Origin of the sequence: Shimia sp. (genome assembly GCF_022448905.1) — a bacterium.
GTDB lineage: Bacteria > Pseudomonadota > Alphaproteobacteria > Rhodobacterales > Rhodobacteraceae > Shimia.
Genome location: NZ_JAKVCW010000001.1, coordinates 223,309 through 236,185, shown reverse-complemented (window position 1 = coordinate 236,185; position 12,877 = coordinate 223,309). Strand labels below are relative to the sequence as shown.

Below are 12,877 nucleotides of genomic sequence, written 5' to 3'. Positions count from 1 at the left end.
GACATGCCATTTTCGCCCGAACTTATTGTCTATGGCCTCATTTTTGTGGGCGTCTTCGTGTTGGTCGAAGGCGTTTACCTGACCGTTTTTGGCAAATCCATCAGCCTCAACAGCCGTGTAAACCGCCGGCTTGAGATGCTGGACAAAGGCGCCAAGCGTGAAGAGGTGCTGGAGCAGCTCCGCAAAGAGATGAAGCAGCACGCGGAAAACCGCGGCATTCCCCTGTATTCCGTGCTGGCGGAAAAGGCGCAGAAGGCCGCGATCGCATTCTCGCCCATGCAGCTGATCCTCATGATGGTTGCGGTGTCTGTTTTTGCCTTTATGGGCCTCACTGTTGGCACACAAACCGGCGTCATCACCCGCGCTGCGATTGCCGTGATGATGGGTGTTGGCGGGGTGTATACTTGGGTCTCGATGAAAGCGGGCAAGCGCATCTCCATGATCGAAGAGCAACTGCCGGACGCGATTGAACTGATGGTGCGCTCGCTGCGTGTGGGCCACCCGTTCTCCTCCGCGATCCAGATTGTGTCCAAGGAAATCGAGGACCCGCTGGCCACCGAGTTTGGCGTGATCGCCGATGAAGCTGCCTACGGCCGCGATTTGGGTGAAGCGCTGAAAGACATGGCTGAACGCCTGGACATGCAGGATCTGCGCTTTCTATCGGTGGCGGTGACCATCCAGCAGCAATCCGGGGGTAACCTCGCCGAGATCCTCGCCGGTCTGTCCAAGGTGATCCGCGCCCGCTTCCGCCTGTTCCGCCGCGTAAAAGCCATTACGGCTGAGGCAAAATGGTCCGGCAAATTCCTGTCCGGTTTTCCTGTTATGGCCTTGATCGCAATCAACGTGATGGACCCGAACTATTATGACGAAGTCAAAGACCACTGGCTCTACATTCCAGGCTGTATCGCCGTGGGCGTGTTCTTGGGGTTGAACCTCATCGTCATGAAAATCCTGACCAACATCAAAGTGTAAGGAGATCCTGCTATGACCATTCTGGAAGCCCTGAACATGATGTTGACCGACATGCTGGGACCCCGCGGTCCAATGATCGCGGTGCTGGTCCTTGGCGTTTTCTTCACGCTTCTAATCGTGACTGGCATGATGGCGCGCCAAGACGACCCAATTGCCAAACTTAAGAAATCCCAAGAAAAGACATCCTCACGCACCACCAAGGACGAGCGCCTTCGCCGCAAAGCGGCCAATGCCAAGCTCGACAAGTATAAGGCCTTTCTGGAACCACAAAGTGAAGCGGAACTCAGCTCTGTGCGCCTGAAACTGATGCAGGCGGGTTATCCATCGCGTGATGCGGTTCGGGCCTACCACCTTGCGCAGATGGTCCTGGGCATTGGTGGTTTGATCCTTGGGGTCACATATTTCATTTTGGTGAAGCAAACCGACCAATCCACAACGTCAGACATGCTGTTTTGGACCCTTGGCCCTGGCGGCGCAGGTTACTTCCTGCCCAAATATTGGGTCACCCGCCGGGTTGCCGAGCGCAAAGAAGAGATCACCGCCGGCTTCCCTGACAGCCTCGACATGATGCTGGTCTGCGTGGAAGCCGGGCAATCGCTCGACCAATCGATTGTCCGCGTCGCAGGCGAGTTGCGCGCCTCTTATCCGGCGCTGGCACAAGAGTTCGAAATTGTGGCACATGAAATGAAAGCCGGTAAGGATAAGTCCCAGGTTCTGTCTGACATGGGGGAACGCTGCGGCGTACAGGACGTGTCCTCTTTTGTGACCGTGCTTATCCAATCCGCGACCTTTGGTACCTCCATCGCCGAAGCCCTGCGGGTCTATGCCGGGGAGATGCGTGACAAACGGGTGATGCGAGCTGAAGAGGCGGCAAACAAGTTGCCAACAAAGATGACATTGGCCACAATGATGCTCACTGTGCCGCCGCTGTTGATCATCTTGGTCAGCCCGTCTGTGATTGGGATCACGCAGCTCGGCCAGTGAGGCAAAACGAGCAAAAAAGCGCCCCAAATGACACACTTCCGGGCCAGCGCCCTGTTGATACTAAGCTTTGCTATAGCCGCCTGTGACACGGGCGGCTTTGGCGCATCCAGCGACAGCCCTTACGCACCTGCGGTCGACCCCAAAGGCGAGGCTGTAGATGGCTTGGTGGTGGGCTGGCGCCTTATGGACGCCGGCGAATATGATCTGGCGATGGATGCCTTTGTGCGCGCGGGGCTGGAACAAGGACGCACACCGGACGTTCTGGCTGCCGTGGGCACGGCCAATCTGGTGATGGGACGCTTGGGACAAGCCGAAGACCTGTTGCGCGAGGCGCTCAAGGCGGACGACAGCCATCCGGAAACTTGGAACAACCTCGGCATTACGCTTATGGAACAGGGAAAATATGCCGAAGCCGAACAGATTCTGCGCCGCGCCTATGCTCTGGACAATGGCGAAAGTGACGCAATCCGGGATAATTTGCGCATAGCACTCGCAAATTCGAATCAACCGGTCTATGGTGACGAAAACCAACAAGAATATAAATTGGTGCGGCGGGGTAGCAGCGACTACGTGATCCGTCAGACGCCATAAATTGAGAGCAAGAGCAGCAAAGGACGCAAACAATGCGCCATCCTGTTTTGGGGACAATTTGTGTGGCCGGGCTTGTCGCGTTGACAGCCTGTTCCGATAAAGGTGACGAAAGCGTTGAACGCGCCATTCAGGACGTGAACGCCGTAGACGAAGCCAACCTGTCTGACGTGATGTTGACTGTGGCCGATCCCAACGAAGGCATCGCCTATTTTAAGCGCACGCTGAAAGACAATCCAGATCGCCTGGATCTTCAACGCGGTCTCGCCGTGTCTTACGTGCGCGCGAAGCGGTTCACCGAAGCTGTGCCAGCCTGGAAACAGGTGACCAAACACAAAGACAGCACTGCCAACGATCGTGTTGATCTGGCGGATGCGCAAATCCGCGCTGGTCTTTGGGATGACGCCGAAAAGACGTTGGACAGCATTCCGCCCACCCATGAGACCTTTAAGCGCTACCGCCTTGAGGCCATGATTGCGGATAGCAACAAAGAGTGGAACCGCGCCGACAGCTTCTATGAAATCGCCGTTGGCCTGACCACCCGCCCGGCTGGTGTGATGAACAACTGGGGCTATTCCAAACTGACCCGTGGCGACTATGCCGAAGCGGAGCGTCTGTTTGGTGAAGCCGTGCGTCAGGACAGCACGCTGTTCACCGCCAAAAACAACATGGTTTTGGCACGTGGCGCGCAACGCCAGTACACCCTGCCGGTGATCCCGATGGTGCAAACCGAACGCGCGCAGCTGCTGCACACACTGGCGCTGTCTGCGGTTAAGCAGGGCGATACCCAAACCGGCAAAGTGCTGCTGCGTGAGGCGGTGGAAACCCATCCGCAACACTTTGAGGCCGCGGTGCGCGCCCTGGATGCGCTTGAAAACGGCTAAGGTTTCTTGATGCAGGTCTCCAGCACATTTGCGCTCTGGGCATTGCTCCCGGCGCTGCCGCTTTGCGTGTTCATCTTCTGGGTGGACATGAAGCACAAGCGGATCAGCAACCTGTCCGTCTGGGCCTTGTTTGCGATCTTTGTGGTGGTCGGGCTTGCCACATTGCCAATCATGGAGTTTGTCTGGCGCTTTGCTAATTATGGCGTGGTGTTTGCGGTACTGCTTCTGATGTGGATGGCGCGGCAAGTGGGTGCTGGGGACGTGAAAATGGCGGCTGTGGCCGCGCTTTACGTCGACAAAGGCGACGCCAGCTACATGCTGATGATCACCTTTGGATCGATCATTGTTGCGACATTGGCCACGCTGATCATCCGCGTCACGCCCTTGCGCAAGCTGGCGCCGGACTGGGCCGCCTGGAAGCTCAAGGCCTCTGAGAGCGGTGTGAATGTAGGCAAGGGAGATCAGATGACCTTGCCGATGGGCACCGGCATTGGCCTGGCGCTCTGCACCTACCTAATCCTGGGCGTTCTGCACGGCCAATAAATCGCATCCTTCACGATGCCGGCCCGATGCGGCCCCAAAAACGCCACCTTTTGATTGTCTATGGGATGGAAACAGACCGAGGGCTTTGCGGCCCTCAATCAGGAGTGTTGCGTCGATGAACATGCAGACCACCAACGTGATGGCCCCGCCGCCGCCAAAACGGATCGAGGATATGAAGCTTCCCGTGGTGATGATGCGGGACATCCTCCTGAAAACCATGTTCCGCAAAAACGTGGACATGGTCGGCGACATTTCCAAAGCCATCTGTCTACCCCGCGCAGTAACGCAAGAGCTGGTCGACATGGCCCGCGAGCAGCGCCTGCTGGAGGCAACCGGCACGCTGAACGCCAACTCCGGCGACGAGATGGGGTATCAACTGACCGATGCCGGCAAAGGCCGCGCACAGGACGCCTTGGCACAATCCGAGTATTTTGGTGCCATGCCGGTGCCGCTGGATGTGTACCGCGAACAGGTCAAACGCCAGTCGATCCGCAACATTCAGATCACGCGCGACCAACTCACCGGTGCGATGGGGCACCTGATACTGCCGCCGGACCTGCTGGACCAGTTGGGACCCGCCGTGGGCTCTGGCCGCTCAATCCTGATGTATGGTCCGCCCGGCAACGGTAAGTCTTCGATTTCTAACGGCATTCGCGACGCGATGGGTGACAAGGTTTATGTGCCTCACGCCATCGAATACGCCGGTCAGGTGATCACCGTCTATGACCCGATTGTGCACTCCGCCGCCGAAGGTGACGAGCAAGACGAAAACAGCCTGCGCCGCACCGCGCGGTTTGACAGCCGCTATGTGAAATGTGACCGCCCCACCGTGATCACTGGTGGTGAGCTGTCGCTCAACATGCTCGACTTGGTCTACAACCCAACGGCGCGCACCTATCAGGCGCCGTTGCAGCTCAAGTCCACCGGCGGCATCTTCATCGTGGACGATTTGGGGCGTCAGGAGGAACCGCCACAGGCGCTGGTCAACCGTTGGATTGTGCCTTTGGAAGAGAGCAAAGACATTCTCGCGCTGCAATCCGGTGAGAAGTTCGAAGTGCCCTTTGACACACTGGTGATCTTCTCCACCAACTTCCACCCCAATGAGATCTTTGACCAAGCGGCCCTGCGTCGTATCTTCTACAAGATCAAAATTGACGGCCCAAGCCAGGAGAACTTCCTGAAAATCTTTGCCCTTGTGGCCAAGAAAAAGGGGCTGCCGCTGGATGAGACATCTCTCATTCACCTGCTCAAAACCAAATACCCGACAATAGACAACACCTACGCCAATTACCAGCCGGTGTTCCTGATCGACCAGATCATCTCGATCTGCGAATTTGAGGGCATCCCCTATCAAATGCGCCCTGACCTGATTGATCGCGCCTGGGCCAATATGTTCGTGAAAGACGAGCACATCGTGAAGTGATCCAAAAGGCCGCATGACGCGGCCTTTTTTACGCGCGCTATATGGCCTACATAGTTCCCATGTCACCGCTTGCCCATATCGCCGCCCTGCCCGTCCGGTTCTACCGTTTGGTGTTTAGCCCTTGGGTTGGCTTCAACTGCCGGTATCAGCCCACCTGTTCAGCCTACGCGCTGGAAGCACTGGAGAAACATGGCGCGATCAAGGGCAGCTGGCTGACCCTGCGCCGACTTGGTCGCTGCCATCCCTTTGGCAGCAGCGGCTACGATCCGGTTCCGCCCTGTTGTGGCGACAAAAATGGCGCATCCGGGGGTACGCAAAACCGCGAAACCTGACTGGACACCACCCAAGAGAGTGCTAGCCTGTGCGCATTCAATTGTCCTTTCAGGAGATTTCCCATGCGCCTTTCTCACATCCTGGCCACAACGGCCGCCTTGACCCTAACCAGCACCGCTGTACTGGCTGACAAATTTGTCGGCTATGGCTCTGTGGACGGCTGGAACGTGCACATCGACACCGAAAAAGGCACCTGCCTGGTGGAAACCAAAGACGGCTTGGACAACGTCATTCAGATGGGTCTGACCGAGGACCGCGCCATTGGCTACATCGGCATCTTCACCAAAGCGGAGACCAACATCCGCACCGACGTGAAACAAGATGTGGCGCTGCTAATTGGTGAAAACCTCTACGTTGGAGAGGCCACTGGCATGCGTGGCAACATCACCAAAGGCTACAGCGGCGGCTATGTGCTGACCGAGGATCCGGAAGTGTATGAGGCCATCCGCCGCGCGCCCACGATGACCGTGTTCCCGGAAAAGGAATACTCCTTCATCGTCGATCTGGCTGGCACCGCCAAGGCGCTCGATCTGGCCAAGAAGTGTAACGAAGAGCAGCTTCAGTAAGCCCCCCTTTCGCCTCCCGGGCGCGCCCAAACCGCGCCCGGATAGGCACCCAGGAAGCACGGAAACGCAGTGTTTCCATTTCCGCCACACCGCCAGGCGTTCACAGTTCCGTGATCTAAACACAGCCGGTCACTTCCCAACCGCCCGACACATGCCGTAAACCCCCATAAAACTTGGGGTTTGGCGCGTTCGTTTCGTCGTACATCCCGTCCCCAATCCTATGCAAACGCCCTGTGCCCGAAATCACACGGGTCGGGTTTTCCTTAACTACGCTTGTGGTCCGCGGCCAACCTGTGGATATCCTTGGGGATAGATTGACCCTGGAAGACCCCTCGCTTAAGGCACGGCATGTTAGACGACCTCAATGATATCCACCCGCTGTTCCAGGACGCGCCTTCTTCGGCCAATTTCAAGAAGTTGCGCAAACGAATCGTGCGTCAGACACGCGAGGCAATTGAACAATACGGCATGATCGAACGCGGCGCGAAGTGGCTTGTGTGCCTCTCCGGCGGTAAGGATTCCTATACCCTGCTCGCGGTGCTGCACGAATTGAAATGGCGCGGCCTGCTGCCGGTTGAGCTTTTGGCCTGCAACCTGGATCAGGGACAGCCCAACTTCCCGGCCACCGTCCTGCCCGCCTTTCTGGAAAAGATGCAGGTCGAACACCGCATCGAATATCAAGACACCTACTCGATTGTGAAAGACAAGGTTCCAGCCGGTCGCACCTATTGCGCGCTCTGTTCGCGCCTGCGCCGCGGCAACCTCTACCGGATCGCCCGAGAAGAGGGCTGCAGCGCGGTTGTGTTGGGTCACCACCGCGATGACATCCTCGAAACCTTCTTCATGAACCTGTTTCACGGCGGTCGTCTGGCAACCATGCCGCCCAAGCTTGTTAACGAAGAAGGCGATTTGTTTGTCTACCGCCCGCTGGCGCATGTGGCCGAGGAGGATTGCGAGAAATTTGCCAAGGCGATGAACTACCCGATCATCCCTTGTGATCTTTGCGGCTCCCAAGATGGCCTGCAACGTCAACAAGTTAAGCAGATTCTAGATCAGTGGGAAGCCAACAGCCCAGGCCGCCGTCAGGTAATGTTCAAGGCGCTGACCAACATCCGCCCAAGCCACATGATGGATCCCAACCTGTTCGATTTTGCCGGTTTAATTCGAGAATCAGTAAAATTTGAACCAAATTCGGATACGATCCCTAAGCTACGTTAACTGATCACTTAAGAGAATCGCTGACACTAAACCAAGTTTTATGCGTCATAGGACACCTCATATGCAGTCGCGACTGGACACATTCCTGGCTTCATTTCGGGCTTATTGGACCCGGGAGTCCTCTGTGCGTCGGGTTGTCCCTCTGCTGTTTCCTGTGGTGACCTTGGCGGCATGGTTTGCCTTTGGCGAGCTGGGGCTTTTGGTCTGCGCTTTCCTGCTGCCACTGCCGTTCCTGATGTTTTCACCTTTCACGGCTGCCAAACGGCGCAAGAAGAGCGAAGTCGACGGCCTGACCGGCCTGCTCACCCCTGCTGGGTTTGAGCGCCAGATGCAGGAGAAGATGTCCTCGCTGGAAGAGGACGGGCGCACCACTGCCTGCTTCTCCATCAAGATCGACAACTTTGCCCGCCTGCGGGAAAATCACGGTGATCAAGCCGCGGAAGAGGTGCTGCGCTATGTCGCCGAGCGCTTGAAAAACGCGCTGCGATCCGGTGATCTGGTGTCTCGCTCCGGTGACGCGTCGTTCTCCGTTGCCTTGGAGCCGATTGCCTACTTTGATGTCGAAAGTGGCATTCAGATGGCGACGCGTTTCCAGACCGCCGTTGAAGAGCCTATGCCGCTGCAAATGGCGTCTATCTATGTCAGTTGTTCCATTGGCTTCTGTCTGTCCGCCCGCCTGAACCGCCCCTCCGCCACTGCCATGATCCAGGCCGCTGATATGGCGATGTGTGAGGCACAGCTGACCGGCGACAGCAACATCCGCGCCTATTCCACTGATATGGGCCGCAAAGTGATATCGCGCCGCAAAACCCAAAGCGAAGCGGCGCGCACCCTGCAACGCGACCAAATTCGCGCTTGGTTTCAACCACAAGTGTCCACCGACACAGGCCTTGTCACCGGCTTTGAGGCTTTGGCCCGCTGGGAACATCCTGAACGCGGCATTCTCGCCCCAATCCAGTTCCTCGACGTGCTGCATCAAACCGGCCAGATGGGCCAATTGGCAGACCTGATGTTGCGTCAATCCCTTGATGCCATTCGCGCATGGGACGACGCCGGTTTCACCGTCCCCATGGTTGGTGTGAACTTTGCCGGGGAGGAGCTTCGCAGCCCCACTCTGGTGGAACGTATCCAATGGGAGCTGGACCGCACCGAGCTGGACGCAAAACGCCTCGGCATCGAAGTGCTTGAAAGTGTTGTGGCGGGCACGCCGGACGACATGGTCGTCCGCAACGTCGAAGCGATCAGCGCAATGGGTTGCGAAATTGACTTAGACGATTTTGGCACCGGCCACGCGTCCATCTCCTCGATCCGCCGCCTGCCGGTAAAACGCATCAAAATCGACCGCTCCTTTGTAACCAACATCGACAAAGACCCCGATCAGCAACGTATGATCGCCGCGATTGTCACCATGGCGGAGCGTCTTGGGCTCGAAACGCTGGCCGAAGGTGTTGAAAATCCAGCTGAACACGCGATGCTGGCGCAGCTTGGCTGTTCCCATGTGCAGGGTTACGGCATTGCCCGCCCAATGCCGTTTTACGAGACCATCAAGTGGATGACCGAGCATCAGGAAAAGATCGGCCCCGCGCTTCAGATCGGCAACAAACCAAGCTGACCACCGCGTCGCCCTTGGCGCGTCCCCCTCCCCACACGCAACGAACCGCTGCCTTTCGGGCAAATTGGGTCGAATCCCCTTGACCTTTGGTCGCCACCTCTGTTGAACCTCCCCATCCTTTTAACGACAGATGGCTTGCGGCAATGGACGATCAGAACAAGAACCTCATCCTCGCGACGGCGCTCAGCTTTGGCGTCATCCTGATTTGGTTCCTCCTGTTTCCCCCCCCTGAGGCGACCCAGGACCCCAACGCTCCAACCGCCGTTGTCGAGGGCACCGATGCGGTCACCCCGTCGACGGCCCCCGCGACTGCCGCGGCTGACTCCGGTGCCGCCACCTCTGTCGAGCCCACCGAAGTGGCCGATGCCCCACGCGTTGAGATCGATACCGCGCGCCTGTCCGGCTCTGTCTCTTTGCTGGGTGGCCGTCTGGATGATCTAAAGCTCAACGACTACCGCGAAACCCAGGACGAAGATTCTCCCATCGTCACCTTCCTGTCGCCCAACGGTGAGCCACATGCCTACTACGCGCTCTATGGCTGGGCCCCGGGCGCAGGTCTGTCTCTGGACCAGGTGCCAGGCTCTAATACCCTCTGGGACATCGAAAGCGGCGACACGCTGACCGTTGAGACTCCAATCACGCTGAAATGGGACAATGGCGCAGGCCTGATCTTCCGCCGCACCATTTCGGTGGACAAAGACTACATGTTCTCCGTGGAGCAGACCGTCGAAAACACCGGTGCAGGCACCGTCTCTCTGGCGCCTTATGGTGTGCTGGCGCGTTATGGTCAGCCGGATGACCTGAAAAACTTCTTCATCCTGCACGAAGGCCTGATCTCTATGGCCGACGGCGAGCTGACCGAAACCGACTATGACGGCATGACCGACTACACCTTTGATCAACGCGAAGGTGCGCCTGCCGAGGTGACACAGGTCGAGGCCAACGGTTGGATCGGTTTCACCGACCACTACTGGATGGCCACATTGATCCCGGAGCAAGGCAAGCCCTTCAAATCCGTGGCAAAATACGACCAGTCTCGCGACATCTACCAGACCGAAGCGGTGATGCCGACCATGCAGGTGGCTGAAGGTCAGACCGCAACCGCCAACTCCCGTCTGTTTGCGGGCTCCAAAGACTGGGGCAAAATCCGCAACTACCAGAACGAAGAAGGTGTTGAAGGCCTGCTGGAGTCCATCGACTGGGGCTGGTTCTCCTTCCTCACGAAGCCGATCATGTGGCTCCTGATGTGGCTCTATGGCTTCATCGGCAACATGGGCTGGGCGATCATCGCGCTGACTGTTGTTCTGAAAATCATCGTCTTCCCGCTGGCCTATAAATCTTATGCCTCCATGGCGAAGATGAAAGAACTTCAGCCTCAAATGGAGAAGCTGAAAGAGCAAGCGGGCGACGACCGTCAGAAGATGCAGCAGGCCATGATGGAGCTGTATAAGAAGGAAAAGGTCAATCCGGCGGCGGGCTGTCTGCCGATCCTGATCCAGATCCCAATCTTCTTCTCGCTCTACAAAGTGATCTTTGTGACCAAAGAACTGCGGCATGCGCCCTGGTTTGGCTGGATCACCGACTTGTCCGCGCCAGACCCAAGCTCAATCTTCAACCTGTTTGGCATCCTGCCTTACGGCGTGCCGGAACTGGGCTTCTTCGAGATCTTCTCCTTGGGCATTCTGCCAATCCTGTTGGGTATCTCCATGTGGCTGCAGCAGAAGCTGAACCCGGCGCCCACCGATCCAACGCAGAAGATGATCTTTGCCTGGATGCCATGGGTCTTCATGTTCATGCTCGGCAGCTTTGCCTCCGGTCTTGTGATCTACTGGATCACCAACAACGTGATCACCTTCATCCAGCAGTACGGCATCATGCGCCAGCACGGCTACAAACCGGATGTGTTTGGCAACATCCAATCAAGCTTCAAGAAGTCGAAGCCTGAGGAGGACGCCAAATAATGGGAACCGTCTCCGCACTCTGGCGACACCCGATCAAGGCCCACGGACGCGAGTCCGTGGGTCATGTCTCTTTGGTGGAGGGGCAAACCTTCCCCTGGGATCGCCGCTACGCCGTGGCCCATGAACGCGCCAAAACCGATGGGGGCGAATGGGCCCGTTGCGTGAATTTTTCCCGCGCCGCTGGGGCACCTTCGTTGCAAGCCATAACCGCCAAGGTCGACGAAGCCACCGGCAAGATCACCCTGCAGCACCCAGACCTCTGGGAGCTGACCTTTGATCCGGAAACCCAAGGCGACAAGCTGATTGATTGGGTGCGTCCGATCATGCCCAAAGACCGCGCCGCCAGTGCCAAACTGGTGCCTGCCGGTGAATTTGGCATGACCGACAGCCCCTTCCCGTCCATCGCCATCCACACCACCGCCAGCCACCGCGCGATCGAAGGCCGCTTGGGCCGCAAGCTCGCCACGGAACGCTGGCGTGGTAACATCTGGCTCGATGGATTTGCGCCATGGGAAGAGTTTGACTGGATTGGCAAAACGCTGCGCATCGGTGGCACCGAAATTGAGGTGCGCGAGCGCATCACGCGCTGCAAAGCGACCACCGTCAACACCGACACAGGCGTGCGCGATGCGGACACACTGGGCGTTTTGAACGAAGCCTTTGGTCATCAGGACTTTGGCGTCTACGGTGTGGTGACCAAATCCGGCGACATTGCCGTCGGCGACACAGCAGAGGTGCTCTGATGCAACTTCCTTTCCCATTTGCCGAAGACCCGGAGCCTTTGGCACTGGAACGGGGCCGCAAGCTGTTTGACGGCTCCAAATCCGACTTCCTCAAAGGTGTGGTCGCCATGGATGGCCTGCCTGCGGGGGACCGTGTTGAGGTCTGTTTTGCGGGGCGTTCCAATGTGGGCAAATCCACGCTGATCAACGCGCTGACCAATCGCAGCCGCCTAGCGCGTGCGTCCAACACGCCGGGCCGCACGCAGGAAATCAACTTCTTCACGCTGACCGACAGCCACTATCTCGTCGACCTGCCGGGCTATGGTTATGCCAACGCGCCGCTTGCGGTGGTGGAGAAATGGCAGCGCCTGCTGAAGCAATACCTGTCTGGTCGCGCCAACTTGCGCCGCGCTTTTGTGCTAATTGACACGCGGCATGGCATCAAAGATGTCGACGAAGAAATCATGTCCTTGATGGACAGCTCCGCGCTGACGTTTCAGGTGGTGATGACCAAAGCCGACAAGGTGAAAGTCAAAGACCGCGAGAAAGTCTTCAAACAGGTGCGCGAAAAATTGGCAAAACACCCGGCGGCGTTCCCCGAGATTGTGCTGACCAGTTCGGAAAAAGGCGACGGCATCGCCACACTGCGCTCCATTATTGCCGGTCTTGAATAACCCATGCGCCTGCTGACGTCCTTGGTGCTATTGGTGGCCGTGATGGCCTCCGCACTCATCCCCACGGGATGGATGCCTAAGACGTTTGCAGACGGCCATATGGTGCTTGTCATCTGTACCGGTGACGAAATGGTTGAAATGCTTGTGGACGACACCGGGGCGCCGGTGCCGTTGCATGAGCAGACCGAGGACAAGCGCAGCCCTTGTGCTTTCTCCGTGGTGGCCGATGTCGTCCCGGTGATGGACGGCCCTTTCCCGCTGCCGCTCAAAGCGTCCCTGACCAACCGTTGGCAGCATCGGGACTTTACCCACAACAGCGCCGGGTTCCACCGCCGCTATGATGCCCGCGGTCCGCCCGCACTCTCCTGAGTTCCCTGTAAAAATCAAACACAAATCA

The 12,877-nt window shown here is 57.7% G+C and carries 14 protein-coding genes; all 14 read left to right on the top strand.

Going from position 1 to position 12,877, the window contains the following annotated elements:
* Window positions 1–3 precede the first annotated feature (3 nt).
* Window positions 4–972 carry a type II secretion system F family protein gene (locus MK208_RS01290; RefSeq protein WP_294113116.1) on the top strand — a complete coding sequence of 323 codons (969 nt, stop codon included), beginning with the start codon at window positions 4–6 and terminating at the stop codon, window positions 970–972.
* Window positions 973–984: 12 nt separating this feature from the next.
* Window positions 985–1,956 (top strand): type II secretion system F family protein, encoded by a 972-nt coding sequence (locus MK208_RS01285; RefSeq protein ID WP_294113114.1) that lies wholly within the window; start codon window positions 985–987, stop codon window positions 1,954–1,956.
* Between the two features lie 27 nt (window positions 1,957–1,983).
* Window positions 1,984–2,547 (top strand): tetratricopeptide repeat protein, encoded by a 564-nt coding sequence (locus MK208_RS01280; RefSeq protein ID WP_294113112.1) that lies wholly within the window; start codon window positions 1,984–1,986, stop codon window positions 2,545–2,547.
* A gap of 32 nt (window positions 2,548–2,579) precedes the next feature.
* Entirely contained in the window at window positions 2,580–3,428 is an 849-nt protein-coding gene (locus MK208_RS01275) for a tetratricopeptide repeat protein (protein WP_294113111.1), read from the top strand.
* A gap of 9 nt (window positions 3,429–3,437) precedes the next feature.
* Window positions 3,438–3,971: a prepilin peptidase gene (locus MK208_RS01270; RefSeq protein ID WP_294113110.1), complete on the top strand. Its 534-nt coding sequence runs from the start codon at window positions 3,438–3,440 to the stop codon at window positions 3,969–3,971.
* Between the two features lie 115 nt (window positions 3,972–4,086).
* Window positions 4,087–5,394 (top strand): ATPase, encoded by a 1,308-nt coding sequence (locus tag MK208_RS01265; protein ID WP_294113108.1) that lies wholly within the window; start codon window positions 4,087–4,089, stop codon window positions 5,392–5,394.
* Window positions 5,395–5,453: 59 nt separating this feature from the next.
* Complete coding sequence (gene yidD / locus MK208_RS01260; protein ID WP_294113107.1) at window positions 5,454–5,726, top strand: membrane protein insertion efficiency factor YidD; 273 nt, start codon at window positions 5,454–5,456, stop codon at window positions 5,724–5,726.
* A 63-nt stretch (window positions 5,727–5,789) separates the two neighbouring features.
* A complete protein-coding gene (locus MK208_RS01255) occupies window positions 5,790–6,293 on the top strand; it encodes a hypothetical protein (RefSeq protein WP_294113105.1) in 504 nt (167 codons plus the stop codon).
* A 348-nt stretch (window positions 6,294–6,641) separates the two neighbouring features.
* Window positions 6,642–7,511 carry a tRNA 2-thiocytidine(32) synthetase TtcA gene (gene ttcA / locus MK208_RS01250; RefSeq protein ID WP_294113104.1) on the top strand — a complete coding sequence of 290 codons (870 nt, stop codon included), beginning with the start codon at window positions 6,642–6,644 and terminating at the stop codon, window positions 7,509–7,511.
* A gap of 124 nt (window positions 7,512–7,635) precedes the next feature.
* Window positions 7,636–9,123: a bifunctional diguanylate cyclase/phosphodiesterase gene (locus MK208_RS01245; RefSeq protein WP_294113103.1), complete on the top strand. Its 1,488-nt coding sequence runs from the start codon at window positions 7,636–7,638 to the stop codon at window positions 9,121–9,123.
* Between the two features lie 143 nt (window positions 9,124–9,266).
* Window positions 9,267–11,084 carry a membrane protein insertase YidC gene (gene yidC / locus MK208_RS01240; RefSeq protein WP_294113101.1) on the top strand — a complete coding sequence of 606 codons (1,818 nt, stop codon included), beginning with the start codon at window positions 9,267–9,269 and terminating at the stop codon, window positions 11,082–11,084.
* Window positions 11,081–11,827, top strand: coding sequence for an MOSC domain-containing protein (locus MK208_RS01235; RefSeq protein ID WP_294113256.1), 747 nt, complete (start codon window positions 11,081–11,083; stop codon window positions 11,825–11,827). The genes yidC and MK208_RS01235 overlap by 4 nt, the downstream gene beginning before the upstream one ends.
* Window positions 11,827–12,480 (top strand): ribosome biogenesis GTP-binding protein YihA/YsxC, encoded by a 654-nt coding sequence (gene yihA / locus MK208_RS01230; RefSeq protein WP_294113100.1) that lies wholly within the window; start codon window positions 11,827–11,829, stop codon window positions 12,478–12,480. The genes MK208_RS01235 and yihA overlap by 1 nt, the downstream gene beginning before the upstream one ends.
* A gap of 3 nt (window positions 12,481–12,483) precedes the next feature.
* Window positions 12,484–12,849 (top strand): DUF2946 family protein, encoded by a 366-nt coding sequence (locus MK208_RS01225; protein WP_294113099.1) that lies wholly within the window; start codon window positions 12,484–12,486, stop codon window positions 12,847–12,849.
* Window positions 12,850–12,877: the final 28 nt, after the last annotated feature.

What these genes read in the sequence shown, in the direction of transcription:
- MK208_RS01290 (WP_294113116.1), top strand. Translation starts at nt 4, where the DNA reads ATGCCATTTTCGCCCGAACTTATTGTCTATGGCCTCATTTTTGTGGGC.
- MK208_RS01285 (WP_294113114.1), top strand. Translation starts at nt 985, where the DNA reads ATGACCATTCTGGAAGCCCTGAACATGATGTTGACCGACATGCTGGGA.
- MK208_RS01280 (WP_294113112.1), top strand. Translation starts at nt 1,984, where the DNA reads ATGACACACTTCCGGGCCAGCGCCCTGTTGATACTAAGCTTTGCTATA.
- MK208_RS01275 (WP_294113111.1), top strand. Translation starts at nt 2,580, where the DNA reads ATGCGCCATCCTGTTTTGGGGACAATTTGTGTGGCCGGGCTTGTCGCG.
- MK208_RS01270 (WP_294113110.1), top strand. Translation starts at nt 3,438, where the DNA reads ATGCAGGTCTCCAGCACATTTGCGCTCTGGGCATTGCTCCCGGCGCTG.
- MK208_RS01265 (WP_294113108.1), top strand. Translation starts at nt 4,087, where the DNA reads ATGAACATGCAGACCACCAACGTGATGGCCCCGCCGCCGCCAAAACGG.
- yidD (WP_294113107.1), top strand. Translation starts at nt 5,454, where the DNA reads ATGTCACCGCTTGCCCATATCGCCGCCCTGCCCGTCCGGTTCTACCGT.
- MK208_RS01255 (WP_294113105.1), top strand. Translation starts at nt 5,790, where the DNA reads ATGCGCCTTTCTCACATCCTGGCCACAACGGCCGCCTTGACCCTAACC.
- ttcA (WP_294113104.1), top strand. Translation starts at nt 6,642, where the DNA reads ATGTTAGACGACCTCAATGATATCCACCCGCTGTTCCAGGACGCGCCT.
- yidC (WP_294113101.1), top strand. Translation starts at nt 9,267, where the DNA reads ATGGACGATCAGAACAAGAACCTCATCCTCGCGACGGCGCTCAGCTTT.
- yihA (WP_294113100.1), top strand. Translation starts at nt 11,827, where the DNA reads ATGCAACTTCCTTTCCCATTTGCCGAAGACCCGGAGCCTTTGGCACTG.
- MK208_RS01225 (WP_294113099.1), top strand. Translation starts at nt 12,484, where the DNA reads ATGCGCCTGCTGACGTCCTTGGTGCTATTGGTGGCCGTGATGGCCTCC.